This is a genomic window from Vibrio sp. JZG10 (genome assembly GCF_054064075.1).
The window spans coordinates 81,872-105,430 of sequence record NZ_JBSUGE010000012.1; the positions used below are offsets into that span (position 1 = coordinate 81,872).

General features: G+C 43.4%; 21 protein-coding genes. 13 read left to right on the plus strand and 8 right to left on the minus strand.

What is annotated here, in order from left to right:
* Positions 1–69: 69 nt before the first annotated feature.
* Complete coding sequence (locus ACWYVB_RS14270; protein WP_074191397.1) at positions 70–411, plus strand: hypothetical protein; 342 nt, start codon at positions 70–72, stop codon at positions 409–411.
* A 47-nt stretch (positions 412–458) separates the two neighbouring features.
* On the opposite strand, the gene ACWYVB_RS14275 is transcribed toward ACWYVB_RS14270, so the two are convergent.
* The 3 genes from ACWYVB_RS14275 to ACWYVB_RS14285 are packed head-to-tail and all read right to left on the minus strand — an operon-like array spanning position 459 to position 2,915.
* Positions 459–1,814 (minus strand): FUSC family protein, encoded by a 1,356-nt coding sequence (locus tag ACWYVB_RS14275; RefSeq protein ID WP_268979893.1) that lies wholly within the window; start codon positions 1,812–1,814, stop codon positions 459–461.
* Positions 1,815–1,828: 14 nt separating this feature from the next.
* Entirely contained in the window at positions 1,829–2,692 is an 864-nt protein-coding gene (locus ACWYVB_RS14280; protein WP_031780619.1) for an HlyD family secretion protein, read from the minus strand.
* A 10-nt stretch (positions 2,693–2,702) separates the two neighbouring features.
* On the minus strand, positions 2,703–2,915 hold the full coding sequence (locus ACWYVB_RS14285) for a DUF1656 domain-containing protein (RefSeq protein WP_012841753.1): 213 nt from the start codon (positions 2,913–2,915) through the stop codon (positions 2,703–2,705).
* Between the two features lie 302 nt (positions 2,916–3,217).
* Here ACWYVB_RS14285 and ACWYVB_RS14290 point away from each other — a divergent pair, with 302 nt between their 5' ends.
* Complete coding sequence (locus tag ACWYVB_RS14290; RefSeq protein ID WP_006741502.1) at positions 3,218–4,135, plus strand: LysR family transcriptional regulator; 918 nt, start codon at positions 3,218–3,220, stop codon at positions 4,133–4,135.
* A gap of 220 nt (positions 4,136–4,355) precedes the next feature.
* Here ACWYVB_RS14290 and ACWYVB_RS14295 read toward each other — a convergent pair whose 3' ends face one another.
* From ACWYVB_RS14295 to ACWYVB_RS14305, 3 genes are all read right to left on the minus strand, one after another.
* Complete coding sequence (locus tag ACWYVB_RS14295; RefSeq protein ID WP_268979892.1) at positions 4,356–5,348, minus strand: DUF2955 domain-containing protein; 993 nt, start codon at positions 5,346–5,348, stop codon at positions 4,356–4,358.
* A complete protein-coding gene (locus tag ACWYVB_RS14300; RefSeq protein ID WP_268979891.1) occupies positions 5,338–6,402 on the minus strand; it encodes an HlyD family secretion protein in 1,065 nt (354 codons plus the stop codon). Before ACWYVB_RS14300 ends, ACWYVB_RS14295 begins: the two co-directional genes overlap by 11 nt.
* 367 nt (positions 6,403–6,769) lie before the next feature.
* Entirely contained in the window at positions 6,770–8,335 is a 1,566-nt protein-coding gene (locus ACWYVB_RS14305) for an arylsulfatase (RefSeq protein ID WP_176320468.1), read from the minus strand.
* A 393-nt stretch (positions 8,336–8,728) separates the two neighbouring features.
* Here ACWYVB_RS14305 and ACWYVB_RS14310 point away from each other — a divergent pair, with 393 nt between their 5' ends.
* Positions 8,729–11,050, plus strand: coding sequence for a multiheme c-type cytochrome (locus tag ACWYVB_RS14310; protein ID WP_457529257.1), 2,322 nt, complete (start codon positions 8,729–8,731; stop codon positions 11,048–11,050).
* Positions 11,051–11,108: 58 nt separating this feature from the next.
* Here ACWYVB_RS14310 and ACWYVB_RS14315 read toward each other — a convergent pair whose 3' ends face one another.
* Entirely contained in the window at positions 11,109–11,897 is a 789-nt protein-coding gene (locus ACWYVB_RS14315) for a formylglycine-generating enzyme family protein (protein ID WP_395206098.1), read from the minus strand.
* Positions 11,898–12,074: 177 nt separating this feature from the next.
* Between ACWYVB_RS14315 and ACWYVB_RS14320 the strand changes: the two genes are divergently transcribed.
* From ACWYVB_RS14320 to ACWYVB_RS14350, 7 genes are all read left to right on the plus strand, one after another.
* Entirely contained in the window at positions 12,075–13,397 is a 1,323-nt protein-coding gene (locus ACWYVB_RS14320) for an anaerobic sulfatase maturase (RefSeq protein WP_457529259.1), read from the plus strand.
* Positions 13,398–13,437: 40 nt separating this feature from the next.
* Positions 13,438–14,520: a tetratricopeptide repeat protein gene (locus ACWYVB_RS14325; protein WP_395206100.1), complete on the plus strand. Its 1,083-nt coding sequence runs from the start codon at positions 13,438–13,440 to the stop codon at positions 14,518–14,520.
* 159 nt (positions 14,521–14,679) lie between these two features.
* Complete coding sequence (locus ACWYVB_RS14330; RefSeq protein WP_457529261.1) at positions 14,680–15,681, plus strand: HAD family hydrolase; 1,002 nt, start codon at positions 14,680–14,682, stop codon at positions 15,679–15,681.
* Between the two features lie 187 nt (positions 15,682–15,868).
* A complete protein-coding gene (locus tag ACWYVB_RS14335; RefSeq protein WP_203346381.1) occupies positions 15,869–16,642 on the plus strand; it encodes a DeoR/GlpR family DNA-binding transcription regulator in 774 nt (257 codons plus the stop codon).
* Between the two features lie 11 nt (positions 16,643–16,653).
* Positions 16,654–17,694 (plus strand): oxidoreductase, encoded by a 1,041-nt coding sequence (locus ACWYVB_RS14340; protein WP_167426621.1) that lies wholly within the window; start codon positions 16,654–16,656, stop codon positions 17,692–17,694.
* Complete coding sequence (locus ACWYVB_RS14345) at positions 17,691–18,167, plus strand: heme-degrading domain-containing protein (RefSeq protein ID WP_048626342.1); 477 nt, start codon at positions 17,691–17,693, stop codon at positions 18,165–18,167. Before ACWYVB_RS14340 ends, ACWYVB_RS14345 begins: the two co-directional genes overlap by 4 nt.
* Positions 18,168–18,356: 189 nt before the next feature.
* Positions 18,357–19,934, plus strand: a complete 1,578-nt coding sequence (locus ACWYVB_RS14350; protein ID WP_047008725.1) for a sensor domain-containing diguanylate cyclase — start codon at positions 18,357–18,359, stop codon at positions 19,932–19,934.
* A gap of 51 nt (positions 19,935–19,985) precedes the next feature.
* On the opposite strand, the gene ACWYVB_RS14355 is transcribed toward ACWYVB_RS14350, so the two are convergent.
* The gene (locus ACWYVB_RS14355) at positions 19,986–20,543 is read right to left on the minus strand and encodes a DUF3750 domain-containing protein (protein ID WP_114322375.1); all 558 of its coding nucleotides are present in this window, start codon (positions 20,541–20,543) and stop codon (positions 19,986–19,988) included.
* A gap of 481 nt (positions 20,544–21,024) precedes the next feature.
* Between ACWYVB_RS14355 and ACWYVB_RS14360 the strand changes: the two genes are divergently transcribed.
* The 3 genes from ACWYVB_RS14360 (at position 21,025) to ACWYVB_RS14370 (ending at position 23,558) form a co-directional block, all read left to right on the plus strand.
* Positions 21,025–21,387 carry a hypothetical protein gene (locus ACWYVB_RS14360; RefSeq protein WP_256955463.1) on the plus strand — a complete coding sequence of 121 codons (363 nt, stop codon included), beginning with the start codon at positions 21,025–21,027 and terminating at the stop codon, positions 21,385–21,387.
* A gap of 35 nt (positions 21,388–21,422) precedes the next feature.
* Entirely contained in the window at positions 21,423–21,899 is a 477-nt protein-coding gene (locus tag ACWYVB_RS14365; protein ID WP_457529344.1) for a GNAT family N-acetyltransferase, read from the plus strand.
* A 240-nt stretch (positions 21,900–22,139) separates the two neighbouring features.
* Positions 22,140–23,558 (plus strand): SLC13 family permease, encoded by a 1,419-nt coding sequence (locus tag ACWYVB_RS14370; protein WP_005394158.1) that lies wholly within the window; start codon positions 22,140–22,142, stop codon positions 23,556–23,558.
* The last annotated feature ends 1 nt before the right edge of the window (position 23,559 follow it).

The following is a 23,559-nucleotide window of genomic DNA, read 5'->3' on the forward strand; positions in this document are numbered from 1 at the left end:
TGGCCAACAGCTTTTACTTGGTGTTGTTATTGGTAATACATAAGCGTAAATCAGCAACAAGGATGTGTAATGAAAAATAAGATGTGGATCTTCGCAATTATCTTACTCATTGGTGGGCCTTCACTATTGCCATTTAGTCTGGAAGTTATTTCTATCATCGAGTTATTTGGGCTGTTAGGGTTGTGGACGGTTTATTCATCCTATGCTGAGTATTTGATCAAGCATCCTCGGCTCAAAAGAGGCGCATCTTTAGCTACATGTTGGGATCTTCAACCTCAAATATTATTCTCACTTCGTGATATTAAAGTATTCCCACTGCTGATATTTCATATGTTTCCTGTTCAAAGTGTGTTGGTTTGGTCGTTAATTTTTACCTTTTCGGGCAGTGTTATTTGCCATTACGTAATTTGATCTAACCCATTGTTCAAAGCATTTCCTTATTAAGTTTAATTGCTTGTTTAAGCGGTTACGCGGGGATGAAACAGGTCATTAAATAACTTGGCGATCATCAAAATGAGCATGATGTTTACCAGCATGAGTAAAGGTGTTTCGATACGATACTCCGGGGTCAAGTTAAGTGCGCCTGAGGTTAATACCACCAATAAATTGACGCCTAAGACTCTATGGATCATCAGCTGTGGTGTAGAAAATACCTCCCAAATCAAAATAATATTGATGAAATAAAATAACCCTAGTTGCCAGAGCTCAGTCATCATGGGCATCAAGAAGATGTATTGCAGCAGTATCACTGAACCTGTTCCCAAAACGCCAAAGAAGGCATCTTTAACAACGCTAGGAGGCATTGTAGGTACTATTGATGAAAAGACACCGGCCAACATAGGGAATATAAACCCACCTGGTACAGGGAGATAAATCCAAACCAATAACGAGGTGATAAACATCGATATTCCTTGTAAAACCTTTCTGCGGTCTTCTTTCAAGTGCTGTATGAAAGTCCTGTGTTCACGATGCCAAGATGTTTTCTGGTTCACTTGTTCAGTCAATAAGGTACGACCAATTAGATGCGTGGTTGGCTGAGCGATATCAAATAGCGTCAGGTTTTGAGCCACAGGTTTCCAGTCAATATCATCACAGTGGGGCTTTTCCACTTGTTCAAGTAATCGTTCTTGAATACGTTTCATCTCTTCGAGGCGCTGATGCCACAGCTTTCGATGTTCTTTGAGGTGGTAACTGCCCGTGAGCGGTAATCCCAGTAGTTGGCACATCTTCTCAATGTTTGCTGTGTTGGTTTCAAGGGCATCAATATCAATGTCATTTGGTTTGTCTATAGCTTTAAGCAACACCTCACGGCTGCTCTCAAAGCGTTGAATGAAATTCTCTTCAGTATTCACTGGCCAAACCAAACGATAAACAACGGAGAAGGTAATGATGCCAAGAATAGTTTCCTGCATTCGAAGTACTGCGAAATGGAACGTCACTTGACTATCAAACTCTCCCATACAAGCGATGATAGAGCACACAGCAAAGCCTATGGAGAACACATAACCGTACTTTTCGTCGCTCGACATGAAAATGCATACACCTAAAAATAGGGTAAAAAAAGTCAGGAACAAGAAGCGATCTTGAGAAAATGCCGTGATGAGGAAAAAGGCATAGCCAATGCCCAGTAGGGTTCCCACTAGGCGATTATGACCTTTGTTTATCGAGTGAGCGAAGCTTTCATTTAATGCCATTACCGCGACGGCGATCGCTGCCCAATAGGGTTTCTCCCATTGAAACCATAAGGCGAGGCAGATTGCGATAACGATAGACAGTGCAGCTTTAATTGCTTCTTTGGTTGAGGCATTGAACATACATTTCACCGCATTTATTGTTTGATGATTTTGATGGATGCCGTCATACCGACGCGTAGTTGAAAATCTTTTGGTAAGTTGTCTAATTTCACTTTAATTGGAATGCGTTGAGCTAAGCGTATCCACTGAAAGTTAGGGTTCACATTAGGCAGAAGGTCGTTACCTGTACTACCGTCTTGCTTCGCGATGCCGTAACCAATGCTCTTGATTTTGCCTTCTAGCACCATTTCGTCGTGCATCATTAAGGTTACGTATGCTTTATCTTGTGGATCAACACCAACTAAATCCGTTTCTTTGAAATAGCCTTCGATCCAAAAGCTGTCTTCATCAATTAATGCTACAACTGGTGAGTTTGCGACAACTTGGGAGCCGGTGCGCAGATTAAAATTGGTGATGTAACCATTTGTTGGAGCGTACACCTTGGTGTAATCAAGGTTCAGTTTTGCTTCTTCGACGTTTGCTTTCGCCAGCTCCACGTTTGCGATTGCTGTCTCTACGGCGTTGTTCAAATTGTTCAACGTCAGCACCGATACCGCGCCAGGTGTACGCTTTTCTAGTTCCAGTGCACGTTGTTCTTCATTTTTGGCTTTCGCTAACAACGCAATGGCTTGCTTTTGAGCCGCCTGGGCTTTGTGGTAAGACGCTTTATAAATGCTTGGGTCAATCTCAAACAGTAAGTCGCCCGCATTAACTTGGGAGTTGTCTTCAACATACACCTTGATGACTTGCCCGGTTACACGGGGCGTTATAGACACAATGTACGCGCTGACATGACCATCTCTAGTCCAAGGATTGTTTGAGTATGATTGGTAGTAACTGAAAATCACAGTGCCAGCGGAACACAGTAATAAAAATGTGATTAGATAACGTTTTATCACGGAATTTGCCTCAAAAGATGGTTATGAATCGACCAATAACGCCAGTAAAAATCACAATTAGGCTCAGCTCAGCAAGTGCTGGAAACGCAACGTATTTGTGTACCCCTAATTTTGTTGCAACGGTTCCAACCAAAATGGTGAGAATGTAAGCCAATGCAATAACCAGCAACAAGGGTGGGAAATAAACTTCACCCCACACAAGTTCATGTGGCATTGAGTTCATGGTGCTTTTCTCTATTTATTTGATGAATACAAAGATAAGAGAAATCCTACAAATGTAATAATCGCTTTTGTAGGATCAAATCCATCAATGTATTTTTTTAGAGAGTTCGTAATGAGTTACGTCTGATGTCGAACGTGCTTTAAGGAGAGTGTGAGTGCGATAAGTTTTCGCATTTACGTGCGGAATAACTACGTATCTAGTGATGAGGATAAAAGCCTCGGGTTAACCGTCGCTCTTTCGAGCTAGCATTCTCAATAACTTGTGATAGTTTAGCCATGTAGCCCTAAGATATAAGAAAACCTATGAATTTTAGTCTTGAACAACTATTGGCATTCGTTGCTGTTTACGAGGAGCTTTCGTTTAGCAAGGCTGCTGTAAAATTGAATAAGCACAGAACAACCATCGGGCAGGTTATTACGAATTTAGAAGATTTACTTGCTGTGAGCTTGTTTAATCGGGTTGGCCGTTCCGTAGAACCCACTGAAGATGCTCGCCTTCTTTACCACTATGCAAAGCAAACAATTGAACAAGCCCGTACGTTTGACAAAGTCGCATTGAGCCTTGCTCATGGTGGCTTAGAGAGTGTCAGCATTGCCTATTCTAGTGCCATCCCACATCGTTTGCTGGTGTTACTTCGTGTTCAATTAGCGGCAGATTTTCCGATGATGCGAGTTAACTTTTTTGTTCGTAACCGTAACGAGATCAAAGAAGGTTTAGCGACTGGTGAGTACCAGTTCGGTATTGTCAATGTGCATGATAGCCGTGCAATACACAGTCTAGACTCGACGTTTTTAGGTCACTTTGAATTTGTTCCCTTTGTCCAGAAAGGTGGTGAACTGGCTTCTATGGCACCCGACCAAGTGTTAACTGCGTTGAGGAATAGCAAGCAATTTGTGTTGCGATCTTTCATTGAAGAAGGAATGGGTGAAAAAGTTATCGTCAGTTCGAATCATGAAGAAGTCGATCAGTTGGCTCTTGTTGTAAAAATGGTTGAAGCAGGGCTAGGGTGGGCGATTCTTCCTAGAACGCTGGCTCATTCCGAATTTTCTAATAATGATATAGAGCCCGTTGAAGTCTGTGAATTACTAGAAGGCTTTAAGTTTGGTTTTGGCCTTTGGTGTCAACCCTCTAAGCAAATAGGGGATGTAAAAGACTCTATCATGAGGGTTGTTACGGCGTATCGGGAGAAGCTAATCCGCGATTTTAAAGCGACGCCATAACCGTATTCATCCAGACCACATTTATAAACAAGACTCAATTCGAGTCTTGTTTTTTTACTTGAAAAATTCTTTTCTTCTGATTGGACGTTAATGGTTATTGGGAGGGAGTAATCCTCTGTATGTGAGTATAAGATAGATGCTTTTTTATTTATTCAAGCTTCGTTCAATGAGAAAGCTCATATCGCTCAGCCGCTGTTAGTTTAAGAAAGAGAGGCTGCAGTTATTTCACCTCTTGCTCTGATCTAAATAAATTGAGAACCAGTACCCCTAGAACTATAGCGATAGAAATAGAGACGAATCGAGTCATTTGAGCAGAAAATGATTCGATGCCCGTATTGTTAATAATCTGGTAAGTCAGCACAGTGAAGTTAGTAAAAAGCAATTGATAGATGGTTAAGTGTGTCTGTCGACGTATTGCAAAACACGCTAGTTGCAGGCCACAAAAGATGGTAACGCCAAGTACAACGTAAGTAGGTGCACCTGTGGCTACTGCAAGCATGCATGGAATAGTAAACAAGATCCCTAGGCTTGTAGTGATAATTCGATACCGCCCAAAGGAATGACTGTCTTGATTAACTGGGTGCTTAATCATGCTGCCAAATGTTATTGCGATCAATAGCGTTTGAGAGCTTCCAGATGATATTAGCGCGTACAAAACAACACACAATGCGGTTGCTTTAAAGACGATAAGCCCGATATGTTCGTTTGCACCATCAAGAGTGGTTTGGTCTGGTTGTATATCTTTTTCGTCCCCAGGGAATAGCCAAAAGCTAATATATGTGGCAACCAACGCAACAATGAAACTAGTAAATAAGACCCATGGCAATCCCTCAAGCGGCAACCCCATTTGTAGGCTTGTGACCACGATAATCAATACAACGATCAAAGTGAGTGTCGAAACAATGTCTTTGGGATCGCGATGACTTCGGTAATAACTCCAACAGAGAAGTGACCAAGTAAACAGTAAGAAGCCACTAGGGGAGCTCATGAGCGCTCCTGCTAAAGTTACGATGCCAAAGCTGAGAAGTGAGAGTATTACCAGCAATTTCAACATCATGTTGAACGGGGGTTTAGATGGCATCAGTGTTAGAAAAATCACAACGAATATTGGCGCGATAAAGGGAGTGGGCGCACCTGAATACTGTAAGTAAAACAGTAAAAGAATCGGAGTGAAAACCAATCTAATGATTGGGTTTGCTGAACTATGAAACATAAGTCCAGATACTCAACACTCTCATCCAGAGAGACGCCAGCCACTCTCCAAAGGTGCTTTGCTCAGTTAAAAAAGCGACCGTTGCTTTCGAACCATAACGTACGTTTTCGGGAATATCTCCGCCTTCAAAAACAATATTTACAGGATAGCGCTGTGCATTTAAGGAATTATTGTCTGCAACCAAAAAGCCAGTTCTCGGATCAACGTCGTTACTGCCACCAGTACCCCAACCAATGCTTTCTACTCGCCCTTCAAACACTCTGCCAGGTAAAGCATCCAACACAATCTTTGTTTTTTGTCCCGCACGAACATGCTCGAGTGAGTTTTCGCGAACAAGCGCTGATACCCACACGCCTCTCGGATCAATGAAAGTGACAAGAGGTGATCCAGTTGTCGCTTTTTGCCCAACAGTGAGTTGTAAGTTAGAAACGATCCCCTTTGATGGAGCAATCACTTTCGTTCGTTGTAAGTCGAGTTGCGCTTTTTCAAGATTTGCTATAGCTGCGAGAATCTGGGGATTATCTTGCCCTTCGGGGCCAAGATTATGCTTGGCTTGAGCTAAGGACGCTTCTGCTGCCTCTAATGTGGCTTGAGCTCGTGCTTTGGCTTCGATGGCGTTGTCTAGCTCAGATTTACTCAATACCCCTTTTGCGGCGAGCTCGGTTACGCGAGCTGCTTGTTCTCTTGCGTTGTCACGAGCTGCGAGTGATTCAATGACCTTAGCTTGTGCCACTTCAACTGCCGCGGTGTTGGCTCCAATGTTTTGACCAGCAATGGCTAAGTTTGCTTCGGCTGAACGCAGATTAATTTGATAGTCTCTTGGATCAATTTCGAAGAGCACATCACCAGCATTGACGACTTGATTATTGCGAACATGGATTTCAGTTAGGTTCCCCGAAACCTCTGGAGTAATACGGACAAGATAAGAATGAATCCGAGCGGTGCCAGTGATTGGTGTTACTCGATCAGCCCACAAGCTGTATAGCCAAACCACAAAAACGAGGCCAATAATAATAAAGCTTAACTTTCTGGAAGATGATTCCGCTTTAGACATCCAATTCTCTCTTGTTACAATACGTTAGGTAAGCAATGTTACAACATGTGATATAAACAATGCTTCCAAAAAATCAACTATTTGTTATCGAGCGCATAGGGTTATTTGGTTATTCCACCTAGAGAAAAGGATTTCTATAGGGATTACGAACTATTTGAAATATGAAAGTAATGAGTCTAAACGAACTTAAGATGAAGCTGGTGGTAAGTGCTCAGGTCTTTGATAAAGGTGGTTTCGTAAGAAAGGACTCTACGGCAGAATGCTTGTTCTTTGCGATAGTAAACTGAACGAATAGTTCTTACTTCAGCAAATATAAGCCAGCAGAACTCTGCTGGCTCAGTAACGCAATCTAGAGTGATTAATTAAATTACTTAACTTTATTCACTTCCTGTTTAATCATTTCTAACTGCTGCATCTTTTCTTGCATCTGCAAAGAGTCGTAATTTAAAGAAGCAGGGTTCATAGTTGTACCGCGTTGCATTGGGTATTCAGGTAACGTTTTAAAGAAGTCGCCAACAACGTCTTGAATTGGTACAAACAACCACATGTTGTCTGCCATCCAACGTAGGTACATTTGTGACTCGCTAGGACCTTTTTCAAATGGGTCAGCACGTAAGTGAATGATCTTAGGCCAGTTTGGTACAGATCGCACGGCGTCGCTTAGGTTTCCTTCCAGAGTTGCAAAGTGAAGTTTCCAGTCATTCCAGCGTACTGCGTTTAGTTCACCATTTGAGGTGAAGTAGAGCAGAGACTCACGTGGTCCTTTCTCTTCTTTTCCCTCGAAGTATGGCATGAAGTTGTAGCCGTCTATATGGACACGCCAGTCTTTACCATTTGCTTTGTAACCTTCAGCAAGCTTTTCTTTCACGTCAGGAACGCCAGCTGCCGCCAACAATGTTGGCAACCAGTCTTGATGAGCCATCATTTCGTTGATTTTCGTTCCTGGCTTAATGACACCTGGCCAACGCACAAGTTGAGGCACACGCATACCGCCTTCCCAAGTCGTGCCTTTCTCACCGTGGAATGGGGTTGCGCCCCCATCAGGCCAAGTCATGGTCTCTGCGCCGTTATCTGTTGTATAAATAACGATGGTGTTGTCAGCAACGCCTAACTCATCGAGTTTGTCGAGCAATACGCCGACTTGATCGTCATGCTCTAACATGCCATCAGCGTAAATGCTAACACCGGATTTACCTCGGTACTTCTCTTGTAATCGGGTCCACACGTGCATGCGCGTAGAGTTATGCCAGATGAAGAAAGGCTTATCTGCTTTAACAGCTTTCTCCATAAACGATAAAGTGCTTTCGAGGAACTCTTCGTCCGCGTGTTCCATGCGTTTACGCGTCATTGGGCCAGTATCTTCAATCTTACCGTCGGCATAAGATTTAATTACACCACGAGGACCATAGTTTTTACGGAACTCTGGGTCTTTAGGGTAATAGTAGGTTTCGGGCTCTTCTTCTGCATTAAGGTGGTACAAGTTACCAAAGAATTCATCAAAACCATGATTGGTAGGTAGGTGCTTATCTTGATCGCCCAAGTGGTTTTTGCCGAACTGAGCTGTCATATAACCTTGGTCTTTTAGTAAGTCAGCAATAGTTGGTGCCCAATCTGGAATCCCATGGTCGGAACCCGGCATACCAATTGTCAGCAAGCCAGTGCGAAATGGTTCTTCGCCAGTAATGAATGCTGCTCGACCCGCAGTACAAGACTGTTGGCCGTAATGGTCTGTAAACAAAGCACCTTCGTTCGCGATACGATCGATGTTAGGGGTTTTGTAACGCATCATACCTTGGTTATATGCGCTGATGTTCCAGTAACCGACATCGTCACCGAAAATTGCGAGTATGTTGGGTTTGTCTGCCGCCATCGCTGCGCTGGACGTTGCTAACAGTCCGACGCCTACTGCGATTTTTCTCAATTGGTTTGCCATAAAAAACTCCAGGTGGTTGAGAGTAACGAGAAGCACAAGTAAACCTTGTGCTTAGGTGCTGCATAAGTTAATGATGTGTATAGAAAAATCCTCTTATACTCTTTATAACCATAAGTTATTGAGGGTATTTAACTATTTGTTTCTAAAGAAAAATACTTGTCATTCTGATGGTTTGGGGAGGTTTTAAAAATAGAGATGGGTCACTAATGAATACCAGAGCAGGTTGCTGGTGAGACGAATAAAGTTTCAGCAAAAACACCGAGATACTCCCTAATCGGGGGACGAAGAATGGAGCACTCATTTTGAAGGTCTTTCACTTCTAATTATTTGTATAACCAAGGGGTTAGCGACTATATTGATTCAAGTTGCACCATCTAAATACTAAGGATAGTTATGAGTCAGTGGGCAGGTCGGTTTCGGTGTTTATTTCTGGGTATCGTCATGGTGAGTGGTTCGTTTTTTCCCCAGGCATCAGTGATAGAGAGTCCCCAAAATACCACGAAGCTTGGGTTGGAATATGTCGGCACGCAAACGTGCGCGGAATGTCACCAACAAGAGGTGGAGGCTTGGAAGGGCTCTCATCACGATATGGCAATGAAACATGCAAACTCAGAATCTGTTCAAGGTGATTTTGATAACCGCACAGTGACGCATGATGGGCAACCCAACCGTTTTTTTAGACAAGGCGAGGAGTATTGGGTCAATATTCAAGGTCCTGATGGTCAATGGCATGATTATAAAATTAGCTACACATTTGGCTGGGAACCGTTACAGCAATATATGGTGGAGTTTGAAGACGGTCGTGTACAGCTAATTCCTTTTGCGTGGGATTCAAGGACGAAATCGGAAGGTGGTCAGCGCTGGTTTCACCTTTATCCAGAGACAGCAACGACTGATGAGTTTTACTGGACTAACACTGGGCAAAATTGGAATTTCATGTGTGCAGACTGTCATTCGACCAATGTAAAGAAGAACTATGACGCAATCAAAAATACCTACAATACGTCTTGGTCCGAGATCAATGTTGGTTGTGAAGCGTGTCATGGCCCTGCAAGTGGACACATCGAGTTGGCGAAAAAGGTCGCATCTACAGGAGGCTCTTTCGATACAGATAGTCACTATGGTTTTGACCGAAATTTATCTAAAGCGGTAACCGAGTGGGTATTGGAGGAGGGCCACAGAACGTTACAACCAAAAGCAATCGCAGAAACAAATCAAGTTCAGACGTGCGCACAATGTCACAGTCGTCGAACGCAGTTAAATGAGACTGGTGATCACATTCAAGGCTCATTTTTCGATAAATATCGGTTAAGCTTGATCACTCCAGAACTCTACTACCACGATGGCCAAATTTACGATGAAGACTATGTTTACGGTTCATTTCTTCAGTCTGAAATGGCTGAAAAAGGCGTAACATGCACCAATTGCCACGATCCTCATTCGGCAAAACTAAACATCCCAGAAGAGGCGGTATGTTCACAATGTCATATTGCGTCAGAATATACCCCAGAAAACCACACCTTCCATGAAGCGGGATCCAAAGCGTCACAATGTACGACTTGTCACATGCCAGAAACGATTTATATGCAAGTCGATCCTCGTAGAGACCACAGTTGGCACGTACCTAGACCTGACTTGAGCAAACACATCGATACGCCCAATGTATGTACGTCTTGTCATGAGGATAAGAGTAACCAGTGGGCGGATGCGCAGATAGCCGAATGGTTTCCTCACTCTCAATACCGCAATCAACAACACTTTGCTGTCGCGTTTTATGCCGATGCAATTGGGCACAAAGGGGCGGCGAATGCTCTGGCTTACTCTGCTCAGGATTCATCATTAAAAGACATCATACGAGCTTCTGCATTAGAGCGAATGGGCGGCAATACTGACCAAAATACGACTGTTTCGCTCGCAAGGGCCGTTAAAAATGAGAATGAAATGATTCGGCTCGGCGCAGTCGCGGGCTCGTCTGGTTATGAGTTTCATGATCGATGGCGAATTTTAGAACCACTGCTGGATGATCCCGTACTTTCAGTGAGGGCGGAGGCGGCTTCGGTATTAGTGACCAGCTATGCGCAAATGACGCCGTTACAAAAAGATAGGATTCAACCACCGCTTGAAGAGTACATGGACATTCAAAAGTTTAACGCCGATCGTGGTTTTGGTAGAACCAATTTGGCAAATGTATACCGCAGCTTAGGCGAAATCGATAAGGCAATTGCGTTATACCAAGAAGCGATAAGTATCGAGCCTTATTTCGAAAATAGTTACGTGAATTTATCGGACCTGTATCGACGCCTTGGGAAAGAAAAAGCTGCGCTCTGGGTGTTACAACAAGGGATGAAAGCTCAGCCTAAATCCAGCTCATTACCTTACAGTGCCGGTCTTTCTTTGTTACGCCAAGGCAAGGAAGATGAGGCCAAAGCTCTACTTAAACATGCCGCAGAACTAGGAAAGACTAACGCTCACTACTGGTATGTTTATGGTCTAGCTTTGGAAAAAAGTGACGTTCTGGAAGCCAGTAAGGCATTGCAGACTGCGTTTAAAGTTGGTGGGAACCCTCAACATTTATATGCTCAATGCGAAGTTCTAGCGAGAAATCATAAAAAAGGCGCTGTCGCTTTTGCTTTCGATAGGTGTCTAAAAGAGCTGAGTAATTATGCTCCTAAGCAGGCTATTGATCAGCTGAAAGCACCTATTACGAATCTGTAGAGATTAAACACCAATAGTAAAAAGTGGAGCCTTTATCGCGCCACTTTCTCTACTTAGTTTAGTCTACGTCTTTCGCTAGTCTAAGGCCCATGTCAGACATAATGACGGATTGGCTGGCAAAATCGCGGCGATAGTTTTCAGATTCGTCTGCGTCATAAGCAAAGCTGCCGCCACGTACAGACTTGTGTGCAAGGCTTTCTTTTTCCTCTTTTGCGTTTACCGGATTATCACTGGGCGCTGTTTTGTAATAACCTTCGTCAAAAGCATCAATAACAAACTCGCCTACGTTACCTGTCATATCGTACAACCCGAGCTCGTTTGGTTGCTTTTGACCTACCTTATGAGCCTTATTGTGCGAGTTATTCGCATACCAAGCCACCTCGTCAATATTGTTTGATCCAGAAAAAGTGAAGCCTTTACTTAAAATTCCGCCTTTAGCGGCAAACTCCCATTCTGCTTCTGTTGGTAGACGGTAATGCTCTCCCGTTTTTTCATTCAATTTCTTAATGAAATAATTGGCTTGTTGCCAACTAATATTATTGACGGGTGTATTTGGATCTCGAAAGTAGCTCAGAGAGGAGCCTGTGATAGCTTCAAAGAGCGATTGAGTTACCTCGAATTTTGACAAATAGAATCCATCAACGTTAACAGTGCGAGCTGGGCCCTCTGACTTTTTGGCTGATGGATTATCTGCGCCCATCGTAAACTGCCCACCTTCGACAAGAACCATATCTTGATCGATTTTCTGAGCGAGAGAGTTTGGTGGGGTTGTTGCACACCCACTAATTATCAGCGTGACCGATATGGCTGAGACAAAGGAAATAATCTTACTTTTGGGATGCTTCATTCGGCAACTCCGTCAACGACTTTGGTCAAAAAGTCTAGCAAGCAAAACCATAACAAACGGTTATACACACTATAACAAGCGCCGAGAATAATTGAACATTATCATCACCCTAGGCGATTAACTCGATGATTAGGTTTGACATCATTGGGGACAGGTTAGCAACTAAGAAGGTGATGAATGCACATAACTCAAGGGCCGCAGTTCAACGGAAAAGCATCTAAGCGTTTACATGTGATGGCAAAGCCCATTGGTACTGCCTGCAACATCGATTGCACTTATTGTTATTACTTAAGCAAACAAGATTTGTTGGAATATAAGCAAGGGTGCTCGCCAATAATGGATGACGAAACCTTAGAGAGCTATATCCGCCAATACATAGAAGGACAGAACACACCTGAAATTATCTTCTCTTGGCAAGGTGGAGAGCCAACTATGCTGGGGTTGGATTACTTCAAAAGAATTGTTGAATTACAAGATAAATACCGCCCTCATGGTATTACGATCTCTAATGATCTTCAGACTAATGGCACGCTTCTTAATGATGAGTGGTGCGAGTTTCTAAAAGCGAACCACTTTCTTGTCGGTTTAAGCATCGATGGCCCTGAGATGATGCACAACGCTTACCGAACAAATCGAGCAGGAAGAGGAACATTTAAACAAGTGATGAACGCCGTTGAGCTATTACATAAGCATGAAGTGAAGTTTGCAACGCTCACGTGTGTGAACAACTTGACCAGCCGTAACCCATTGGAAGTGTATCGCTTCTTACGAGATGAAGTACGTTCCCCTCAAATGCAGTTTATTCCGATTGTTGAGCAGAAAACTTTCAGAACAACAGCGCCACAAACTTGGAAGCCCAATGAGCAACTGATGCAAGGTGATAAACGTCTGATTCCCGGTTACAAGGATTCGGTTGTCGAGCCATTTTGTGTGGCGGATGAAGCATGGGGTAACTTTCTTATCGCGATATTCAATGAGTGGGTCGTGCATGATATTGGTAACGTTTTTGTACAGTATTTTGAAGCAAGTTTGGAAACATGGATGGGAAGCAAAAACCCACTATGCACGCTAGGTGAAATCTGTGGCAAAGGTTTAGCAATGGAACCAAACGGTGATGTCTTTGCGTGTGACCACTATGTTTACCCGGAATACAAGGTCGGAAATATTCACCGCGAAAAACTCGATACTCTCGCTTATAGCCCTGACCAGCAGAAATTCGGGTTTGCTAAAAGTCGTACACTGCCTCAGCAGTGTGTTCATTGCGATTATCAGTTTGCATGTTTTGGAGAATGCCCTAAAAACCGCTTTATTCGCACCAGAAAAGGTGAGCCTGGCCTTAACTATCTATGTGCAGGTTGGAAGAAGTTTTTTGCGCATGTCGACAAATCAATGGCGTACATTTTACGAGCGATGGGCAACCCTGTGGTACACGGTAAATACAGCGATAAGGTTTTACACCTGAAAGCGTCTAATCGACCTGTTTTTGACACTAAGTTCTAAGATTCAACTGGTCCAGTTTTATAAAAGTAAGGTCTCATCAATGCAAAAGATAACGCGTTTTACGAAGTCACTTTTAACTTTCACGCTGAGTGTAGCGTTAAGCCAAGGCGCTTGGGCTCAAGATAAACCTCCGCTCAATTCAGATAGAGTTTCACCCGTTGAGATAGCATCTCAAGAAGAATCAATGACGCTAGCACAGCAAGTCGAAAAATTGTCTTATGATGCACAAAACAAGAAGTTGTCTTCAGAAAAGCGTATTGATGCTTTACGTGAACTAGCCAACTACCCCAGCCAAAACGCTTTGGTTGCCGTCGCTCGTGGTTTGAAAGATGCAGATGCTGGAATTCGTGAAGCAGCAATTGTAGGAGCTCAACCCTATATGATAGAGCATCGCTGGCGTCTGGTTTCCCCGTTGCTAAGTGATGACGATGCAATGGTTCGAATTACCGCAGCGATAAACTTGGTTCGAGATTACGCCAGTTTAAGTTCGGAGCAGCAACAGTTACTTGAAGGCGCGGTGACTGATTTAACATCCTACTTGTCGCAGAAAACTGACAACGTTTCTAGATTACTCCTTGCCGATGTATATCGTTGGCATCGAGAGTGGGACAAAGCGGCATTGATTTATCCAGAGCTAACCAAGCTGATGCCAAGTAACCCGCAAGTCTGGTTAAGCTACGCGGACAATTTTCGAGCACAACAAAAAGATCGACAAGCTATCCAAGTACTTGATGAAGCAATCACACTTTTTCCTGATAACGCTGCTTTGCATTACTCGAAGTCATTGGCGCTAGTAAGACTTGGTGAGAAGCATGATGCCGCTAGCGAAATTGAAAAGGCCGCTAACATGGCAAAGAACAACAGTTATTTTTGGTACTTAAATGGTGTTCTGCAAGAAGAGTTAGATCTTAAAAAATCTGTGGACGCTTTTGAAAAAGCTTATTTGATCTCTGGCGCGCCGGAGCAGCTTTATGCAGTGTGTGATATCTACATTCGGTACGATAACCCCAAGTCTGAACAGTGTTTAGCGGAACTTAAGAAAGTAGCTCCGGATTACGTGATTGATGAGCTTAATCAGAAAAAGGGACGTCAAAGTACTTCAGAGCAGGTTGACGCCAGCTAACTCAACACTTTATCAGTAAGCTTCTTTAATTAAAGCGTGTTTCTAGTTACAAGGTCACTTTATGGTGTCGTTGCATATGTTGCTCTGAATTGCGCTTGTTAATCGTGAACTATACTTTCATTTGGATTTGCATCCCGTACCTCAATATAAGGAATTAAAATGGCTATAAAGTTAAAGGTGATTGTCCTTGCGACAAGTTTTGCTCTGTCTAGCTATAGCATTGCTGCTGATGTGCAAGATCCTCTGCCGTCATGGAACAACACCGGTGCGAAGCAAGCTATTATGGCGTTTGTTACTAAAACGACGACTCAAGGCTCGGACGCTTATATTCCTGAAAGCCAAAGGATCGCTACGTTTGATAATGACGGGACGCTGTGGGCAGAAAAACCCGTTTATCTACAGCTGTTTTTTGCGATCGATAAAGTGAAAGAGATGGCCTCTGAGCATCCTGATTGGAAAACAACAGAACCTTTTGCTTCGGCAATAAAAGGTGACTTGGAGGGGGTTGGCAAGCAAGGCCTTGAAGGTGTGATGAAGCTTGTTATGGCGACTCACTCCGGAATGTCGACTGATCAGTTCCATCAAGAAGTGAAGGAGTGGATGAGAACGGCCGTGCATCCTACGACGGGAAAGCCATACACTGAAATGGTTTATCAACCGATGCTTGAGTTACTCGACTATTTGAGAGCAAATGACTACCAGACCTATATAATTTCTGGAGGTGGCATTGATTTCATGCGTGTTTGGGCACCAGAAGTATACGGGATCCCAACGCAAAATATCGTTGGGACGACATTAAAAGCGGAGTATCAGGTCGTTGATGGAAAGCCAACGATTCAACGCTTGCCAGAAATTGATTTTGTGAATGATAAAGCGGTGAAGCCTGTCACGATTCAGAACTTCATTGGTAAGCGCCCGGTGATGGCATTTGGTAATTCTGACGGTGACTTACAAATGTTAGAGTGGACTAAAGCGGGGTCTGGCCCACGATTTTCAGCGGTTATCCATCACACGGATGACAAGCGTGAATGGGCGTATGATAAAGACTCTCACGTGGGGAAATTAGACAAATCATTTAAAGTGGGTGAAGAGCAAGGTTGGTTGTTTGTCGATATGAAACAAGATTGGAGTCAAGTTTTTAAAGAAGCGATGAAAAAGTAGCGACCCAGCCAACGTAAACATTACACCAAACATTTTGTGATAGGGGGTGATGAGCAAAACGCTCTTCATCTCCTCAACTTAACAATTCTGTTTGGTATCAGCATAAGCAAATATTGCGTGCGTCCGTATTGGTTATTTGATTGCTGTGTGGCATTATTACTTAAAACCACTTAAGTGAATTTAAGCAATGACGCAAGAAGAGCGATTGATAGAGCTCAGAGCCAAGCTAGACCTACAAAACAAAATAACGTTATCGGAAGTTTGCGAGTATTTTGGCATCTCTCGAGATTCAGCGCGTCGAGACTTAGTCAAGTTGAGCCAACTACCGGGATTACAAAGAATCCGAGGTGGCGTCATGCTTGCCCCGATATCCTCCTCTACAGAGGCGTACTCTAATCGACCAATTAGTGACACTAAACATCGCCTCGCTCAAGCGGCCGCTAAGCTTTTGGATGAGCGTGACCACCTTGTTATTGATACCAGTACTATCTTATCTCTGCTCCCACTTTACGTAGAAAAAGCACGCTGTGAAGAAGATAAGCTCAACGTGGTCACCAACAGTATTGACGTACTGCTCGCTGCTGAAAAAAGTGAATCAATGGACGTCCATTTCTTAGGTGGACACTTTGACCCCTACGCCAGAGCGATCTTGGGTGCACAAGCAGAACAGCAAATGAAGCAATATCATGTGAATAAGGCGTTTATTGGTGTGTGCGCGTTGTCATCCCGAGGGTTGACGACAAATAATGAGCTAGAAGCAACCATGAAACAAACCATGATAGAGCAAGCTCAACAAGTCATTGTCGTTTGTGAATCCCGCAAAATTGGAAGCGACAATTTTCACCATGTATGTGATTTGTCAAAGATCGACATCGTTATTACCGATCATGCTCCTCAATCAGACTTTCAACAACTTCTCGACCACAATGATATTGAATGTATTGTTGTTTCACCGAAATAAGGAATCTTAGTATGGCTTACGATCCCGTAAAGACCGCCGTGATTGGTTACGGATATTCAGCAAAAACTTTCCACTTACCCTTCATTAAAGCACTGCCAAACTTGACGTTGAGCGCAATAAGTTCTCGTCAACAGGAAGCGGTCCAAAATGATTGGCCAGATGCTCAGTGGTTTGCTGATGCCAATACTTTACTCGATGACAGTGACGCTGAGCTTGTGATCATCACGGCGCCAAATGACGTGCACTACGAGCTCGCAAAGCGCGCGTTGAACAATGGCAAACATGTCATTGTCGAAAAGCCGTTTGTAACGCGCATAGAAGATGGGAATGAGTTGATCGCCTTAGCAGAAGAAAAAGGATTGGTTCTGAGCGTTTTTCATAATAGGCGTTGGGATGGCGACTTTCTTACCGTTAAATCGCTTATCGAACAAGGTAAGTTAGGTGATGTGAGGCTGTTTGAGTCGCACTTTGATCGCTACCGTCCTGAAGTTCGTCAACGCTGGCGAGAGCAGGCTCAAGATGGCGGTGGTATTTTATTCGATCTTGCTCCCCATCTTCTCGATCAGGCCTTGGTGTTATTTGGTTTGCCAGATGCGATAGACGCACAGTGTCGAATGATGCGTCCGGGCGCGACCACGATTGATTACTACAACTTAGTGCTTCATTACCCAGACCATATTGTGCATTTACATTCAAACTTATACAGCCCAGAACCAAACCTGCGTTATAAAGTATTGGGTACTGAGGCTAAATATGAAAAATACGGATTAGATCCTCAAGAAGGTTACTTAAAAGAAGGCCGATTACCGGAGAACGATGCTTGGTCAGAAGAGGACGAGGCGTTATACGGTGTCCGCTACGACGAAGACGGTGCGCAAACTATCAAAACGGAGAGAGGTGCGTATCAAGCTTATTTTGTTGGTGTGGCGGACGCAATTCGCCTGGGTACTGATAACCCGGTTCCTGCCGTTCAAGCAATACAGAATATCGCTCTGATTGAGATGGCATTGGAAAGCAGTAAAACGGGTAAAACGATTCAGGTGAAATCATGAGCTTAACGCTTGAGCTCGTCGCTCAACAAGAGCATGAGCTTCAATTGAAAGAGTTTAACCACCAAGTAGCGTGGTCTATTGGTTTAGCTTTAAAAGAAGCGGCGGAAGCCTGTGACGCGGCTGTGGCTATTGAGGTCTACGGTTTTGGACAAACGCTATTTCAATACGCGATGACAGGAACGTGCGCTGACCATTTGGATTGGGTTCGTAGAAAGCGAAATTCAGTATTGAGATATGGTCACAGCTCTTACTACCTCTCGCTGTACAATAAGCAAAAGCAGCGTGATTTTGAAAATCAGCCACATCTCGATGCGCGTGAGTATTGTGCTCATGGTGGCGCGTTCCCAATTCGAATCATGGGTTCTGGTTTAATTGGGGTTGTGACGGTATCGGGTTTACCGCAGTTAGATGATCATCAGCTTGTTGTCGATGTATTAAAGACAATGGTAATGACCAGCACAGAGCTTGCTTAAAGTTGTGCGATATTACAGTGGCACGGCATTTATTTTGTGTCACTGAATTCTCTTATTAGCTCATTTTGCGTTCTATTATGTGAGAAAATATTTAACACTGCTCCCAACTTCCTACCTGAAAATTAAATCAATTTCATATAACCTATACGCTCATTCATACAAAAAGCCATCGAAGCTGGCAGTTGGCAAATGTCCTTTAGAAGAAAAGAAAAACTTAATCTTAGAAACCTTATTGTAATCCTGTGTGTTTTCAGCGTGCTTGTCACTTTGATCAATGCGTTTTATTCGATCTATCGAGTGCAACGAGATCTCATCATCAATAACACGTTAGAGTCCAACCGCGTTTATGCGCAAAAAATGTCAGAAATGACGGACTCTTTCATAGAAAGCTCAATGTCGCAGTTAAAATACAGTGCGAACTTGCTAAAAGATAAGATGCACGATGCTCAGTTTCTTGACGAAGAGGCGGAGAGGCTGAGAAAGCAAACCAAATCATTCAACTCTGTGGTTGTCGTTAATGCGAAAGGCGTCATTATTTCTGTATCACCAGAGACACTTCAGGTTAAAGGTGTAAAGCTCGTTGGTGAAAGAAAACGTCAATCTTTAAATGCTCAAGCGCCCGTTGTCACTGAGCCATTCATCTCACCCGCAGGAAATTATCTGTTAACGATCTCATACCCTATATTTTCTCAGTCCAATGAATATTTAGGCTATATCGGCGGTACTATCTATTTAGAGAAGGATAATATTCTTGCGGAATTACTTAGCCAGCATGCTTACAAAGATGGCTCTTTCCTTTACGTTGTGGACGAAAGCAATACGCTGATCTACCACCCAGATAAATCGCGGGTTGGTGAAGTGATCAACGATAATATGGCAATTAACGCCGTGACAATGGGTCAGCGTGGTAACAAAGAAATTGTGAACTCTCGCGGTGTTGAAATGCTAGCAGGGTATGCACCAGTTGAATCATCAGGGTGGGGAATTGTCGCTCAGCGCCCGAAATCAATGACGTTAATGGTGCTAGATGAGCAGATGTGGAGTGTATTTTTCAAATCGATTCCAATTGGTTTATTAACTCTGCTGTTGATCTGGTTCTTCTCTCTACTTATTTCAAGACCATTATGGCAATTGGCTGGCGCTGTTCGAGGAGTAGAAGAGCACTCCTCATCCATCGATGATTTGAAGCTGGTTAAGTCTTGGTATTTTGAGGCTTCACATTTGAAGCTCAGTTTTCTCAAAGCGTTTGGTATCGTTTCAAAAACCATTGATAAGCTGCAATTGGATACGCTAACAGACGCGATGACTGGGTTGTTAAATCGACGCGGCTTAGACAAAGTTCTAGGCTTGTTTAAGCAAGAAAACACCGCTTTTTCTATTTTAGCTTTGGATATTGATCACTTTAAGAGCGTGAATGATAACTATGGTCATGATGTGGGTGACAATCTACTCAAAGAATTCGCTCAGTTGATGAAAGAGCAAGCCCGAGCGAATGATCATCTTTGCCGTTCCGGTGGGGAAGAGTTCATGATGTTCCTTGAAGCGACGGATGTTCATCACGCAGTTGATGTCGCAGAGAGGATTAGGCATAACGTAGAAAAACACGATTTCCTGGTCGTTGGTAAGGTAACGGTATCACTTGGTGTTTCTCACTGGAAAGGCAACGATATGCCAATTGAAGCGGTAATGAAAGACGCTGACAACGCTCTGTATAAAGCAAAGCGCAACGGAAGAAACAGAACCGAGTTAGGTGAAGACGCACAATAGGTATAGTGCTATGCACTGAACGTAAAACGCGCCAGTTACCAAGCTTTTGTTTTACTCGTTGGCGTAGCCGCTACCAATTGCTCTAAATGGCAAGTCGAGTTCTAACTCTGGAATTTGCTTGCCCACCCAAGCCGGGAATGTATTGCTATTTGGTCCTGGAAACAACGTGTATTCTTCAGCCCAAGGGTATTGGTTGATAACGCTTTGTATTTTTGGGATAAGTTTATCGGCTTTTTCACCTTGTATTGAGAGTATTTTTTCTGGCTTCGCACCATACCAGTAGCGATCTGGTGTGCCCGTTTGGTATTGATACAGAGCGGGTTGTCCACGATTCACGCGCCACCCGACCACTTCATACACGGTATATTCGTTCGCATTTTCAGGCTTTATCGCAAACCAAGTGTGCACCGCAAACCAGCCTCGCCAACCAAATGCATCTGCGGCATAAAACTCAATTACGGCATGTTTTACATTGGAAGGGTCGGGCGCGATACCGGCAGATTCTCTGCTTGCGGTACGCCAATCTCCTTGAGTGCATCCACCCATCAAAGCCGCGATTGATATCAAGCCAACTTTTAATAGATGAGTAAAACTGAGAGAGTTTTTCATTGATCGCTCCTAGACCAACCGATGTTGGAAATGCTTTATTGATTTTAGCTATAAAATAGGTGCAAGCCTTATTGTTAAATCTTCCCTTCGTTAAAAAGAAGGAAAGGCTAGCGCTACAATATCGGATCATACGTGATAATGAGATGAGTAGATTTGTAACATGTGGCATAGAAAATATTGTCTTTCTCTATTAACTTGCTTAGTTGCGTATGAAAAAGTAAGAGCTTGTACGTATATTGCTTACACTATTTAGTAATTTAAAATTAAATAAAAACAATTGCTTGGGTGTTATTGGGAGCGATTAAGTAGGCTGATTTATCCTCAGCTGCATTGTGATTTCCCCATTTTTAGCGGAATTTCATCGTACATCCTTTTACTGTATTTAGAGACTTGCGTACACCTGTGGCACAATGGGCGATTACGGAAGGAGTGCTATTTGGTAATGCAAATGGCAGAAAAATAACTAGAAATTGAATAACCAATGTTTAAATCAAAAAGTATACTTGCATTATGCATGTTCGCATTTGGCTGTTTTGCCAATCAAGATAGTGAACCAACGTCCGTTGTACTGAACTACGGTGACTCTTCACTCAGTGCTGATATTCAAGCAAATCGAAAATTTCATGCAGTCCAAGATAATGAAAGTGAGCATGTGGAGTTTTCTGGAGGAGTCACGAAGGAATATTCCGATTACATTGTGAATATACATATCATCAGAAAAAGCAAAATACGCAGATCAAGTCGAGAGCTAAATACCACCGTATTGATGAACAGCGATCAGCTTGAAAAGCCTTTAGTGGTTGGTATTGAAAATGATGAGTTCACCAGTATTACTTTGCGTTAATACTTGGTATTTATCGAATAGGAATGGTTGAATCGATGCTCTCAATACGTCGCTATCGCACAGAGGATGCTCCAATATTGTGGACACTTTTTTACCACACTGTACGAGTCATTAATCGTCGCGATTATACCGAATCACAAGTTTCAGCTTGGGCCCCATCAGACTTTGATCTCAATTCATGGCAACGCACAATGGATGCTATTCAACCCTATATCGCGGAAATAGAAGGGCAGATCGTTGGCTATTGTGATTTGCAAAGTGACGGCTTGATTGACCATTTCTTTTGTCACCATGAATATCAAGGCCAAGGTATTGGTCGTGATTTGATGTCTTTTCTATTTTCACAGGCGAAAGTAAAGGGGATAGAGCGACTGTACTCTGAAGTGAGTATCACTGCCCGGCCTTTCTACGAGAAAATGGGGTTCACAGTTAAGGTTCAGCAACGTGCTGAAGTTAGGGGAGAAACCTTAACTAACTTTATGATGGGAAAGTATATTTCATTGATATCGTGAGCATTTAGTGAGCTTGAACACAGATATAAAATGTTTTCCAATGTGAAAACAAGTTCATTGATCTCGCACCAAAGTTTTGTTTGAAAACAGTGTGCATAATCTTCTCTGGAACAAGCCATTACTGCATTTTTCGTCTCTGAAGGCTTAGTCAGAGCCTAAAAGCTTCGGTATTGCGGTGGGTAATGGCGTTCCAAACGCCAAACGTGTCTGGCTAACCATCTCAGGAAGAGAAGTAGTACTATGCGCCCTTATCTCAAATACATTATTCCAACATTGATACCATTGCTTATTTGGTTAATGCCCCTCTCTGCATTCCCATTTGATGGCATTACTATCGTCCAGCAGAGAGTGATCGCAATCTTCTTGCTTGCTGCACTCTGTTGGGTGTTTGAACCCATTCCAATCTACGCCACTTCGGTCGTTATCATTGTGCTCGAACTATTGCTTGTTTCGAATAAAAGCATCGTACTTTTTCGCTTGCAAGAAGGGCAGCCACATTTTGGTGAGCTGTTGCAATATAACGAGATAATGGCGACTTTCGCTAGCCCGATTATTATGCTGTTTCTCGGCGGGTTCTTCTTAGCTATGGCGGCGACAAAGTACAGGCTGGATGTCAACTTAGCGCGCGTGTTGCTAAAACCATTTGGGCAAAACCCAAAGTTCGTTATGTTGGGTTTGATGTTGATCACCGCTGTCTTTTCCATGTTTATGTCAAACACCGCAACAACAGCGATGATGTTGTCGATTCTAACCCCTGTGATTGCGGTATTTGGACCTAAAGATCCCGGTCGAATTGCGTTTGCCTTGTGTATTCCTGTTGCCGCCAACATTGGTGGTATTGGTACACCAATCGGCACGCCCCCGAATGCTATCGCGCTGAAATATTTGGTTGGTGATAACTTAATTACGTTTGGTGAATGGATGGTCTTTGGCGTGCCATTCGTCATTGTGATGATGGCGCTAGCGTGGTTTCTGATTGGCTTTTTGTATAAAGCCGAGCAAACCACCATCGATCTGAATATTAAGAGCAAGTTTTTGAAAACACCAAAAGCGATGATTGTCTATGTCACCTTCGCAGGTACGATTATTCTCTGGTTGATGGGGTCAGCACATGGGATGAACTCTTACACAGTGGCATTAATTCCGGTCGCGGTATTCTCATTGACGGGCATTATCAACAAGGAAGATTTGAAGAAAATTTCTTGGGACGTGCTTTGGTTGGTGTCAGGTGGTATCGCTCTGGGTCTTGCTCTGGATAAAACAGGGCTTGCGAAGCTGGTGGTACACAGTATTCCGTTTGATCAGTTCTCGCCATATGTGGTCTTGTTTGGTGCGGCGTTCTTGTGCTTGTTAATGGCAAACTTTATGTCGCATACGGCCACTGCAAACTTACTTATGCCGATTATGGCTGCGCTAGGTACCTCGATGACTTCGTTAACGCCATTGGGTGGAGAAGTGACGCTGATCTTAGTCGTGACATTTGCCGCGTCACTCGGTATGTCGTTACCAATCAGTACGCCACCAAACGCGTTAGCTCATGCTACTGGGCATGTCGAAAGCAGCCAAATGGCTCGTATCGGTGCAGTACTGGGCGTGATTGGTGTATTACTTAGTTTTGTTATGGTTTGGATTTTACATACCGTTGGGCATATTGGGTAAC

Excerpts from the sequence above, each read along its gene's own strand:
- ACWYVB_RS14270 (WP_074191397.1), top strand. The coding sequence starts at position 70 with ATGAAAAATAAGATGTGGATCTTCGCAATTATCTTACTCATTGGTGGG.
- ACWYVB_RS14275 (WP_268979893.1), bottom strand. The coding sequence starts at position 1,814 with ATGTTCAATGCCTCAACCAAAGAAGCAATTAAAGCTGCACTGTCTATC.
- ACWYVB_RS14285 (WP_012841753.1), bottom strand. The coding sequence starts at position 2,915 with ATGAACTCAATGCCACATGAACTTGTGTGGGGTGAAGTTTATTTCCCA.
- ACWYVB_RS14290 (WP_006741502.1), top strand. The coding sequence starts at position 3,218 with ATGAATTTTAGTCTTGAACAACTATTGGCATTCGTTGCTGTTTACGAG.
- ACWYVB_RS14295 (WP_268979892.1), bottom strand. The coding sequence starts at position 5,348 with ATGTTTCATAGTTCAGCAAACCCAATCATTAGATTGGTTTTCACTCCG.
- ACWYVB_RS14300 (WP_268979891.1), bottom strand. The coding sequence starts at position 6,402 with ATGTCTAAAGCGGAATCATCTTCCAGAAAGTTAAGCTTTATTATTATT.
- ACWYVB_RS14305 (WP_176320468.1), bottom strand. The coding sequence starts at position 8,335 with ATGGCAAACCAATTGAGAAAAATCGCAGTAGGCGTCGGACTGTTAGCA.
- ACWYVB_RS14310 (WP_457529257.1), top strand. The coding sequence starts at position 8,729 with ATGAGTCAGTGGGCAGGTCGGTTTCGGTGTTTATTTCTGGGTATCGTC.
- ACWYVB_RS14315 (WP_395206098.1), bottom strand. The coding sequence starts at position 11,897 with ATGAAGCATCCCAAAAGTAAGATTATTTCCTTTGTCTCAGCCATATCG.
- ACWYVB_RS14320 (WP_457529259.1), top strand. The coding sequence starts at position 12,075 with ATGCACATAACTCAAGGGCCGCAGTTCAACGGAAAAGCATCTAAGCGT.
- ACWYVB_RS14325 (WP_395206100.1), top strand. The coding sequence starts at position 13,438 with ATGCAAAAGATAACGCGTTTTACGAAGTCACTTTTAACTTTCACGCTG.
- ACWYVB_RS14330 (WP_457529261.1), top strand. The coding sequence starts at position 14,680 with ATGGCTATAAAGTTAAAGGTGATTGTCCTTGCGACAAGTTTTGCTCTG.
- ACWYVB_RS14335 (WP_203346381.1), top strand. The coding sequence starts at position 15,869 with ATGACGCAAGAAGAGCGATTGATAGAGCTCAGAGCCAAGCTAGACCTA.
- ACWYVB_RS14340 (WP_167426621.1), top strand. The coding sequence starts at position 16,654 with ATGGCTTACGATCCCGTAAAGACCGCCGTGATTGGTTACGGATATTCA.
- ACWYVB_RS14345 (WP_048626342.1), top strand. The coding sequence starts at position 17,691 with ATGAGCTTAACGCTTGAGCTCGTCGCTCAACAAGAGCATGAGCTTCAA.
- ACWYVB_RS14350 (WP_047008725.1), top strand. The coding sequence starts at position 18,357 with ATGTCCTTTAGAAGAAAAGAAAAACTTAATCTTAGAAACCTTATTGTA.
- ACWYVB_RS14355 (WP_114322375.1), bottom strand. The coding sequence starts at position 20,543 with ATGAAAAACTCTCTCAGTTTTACTCATCTATTAAAAGTTGGCTTGATA.
- ACWYVB_RS14360 (WP_256955463.1), top strand. The coding sequence starts at position 21,025 with ATGTTTAAATCAAAAAGTATACTTGCATTATGCATGTTCGCATTTGGC.
- ACWYVB_RS14365 (WP_457529344.1), top strand. The coding sequence starts at position 21,423 with ATGCTCTCAATACGTCGCTATCGCACAGAGGATGCTCCAATATTGTGG.
- ACWYVB_RS14370 (WP_005394158.1), top strand. The coding sequence starts at position 22,140 with ATGCGCCCTTATCTCAAATACATTATTCCAACATTGATACCATTGCTT.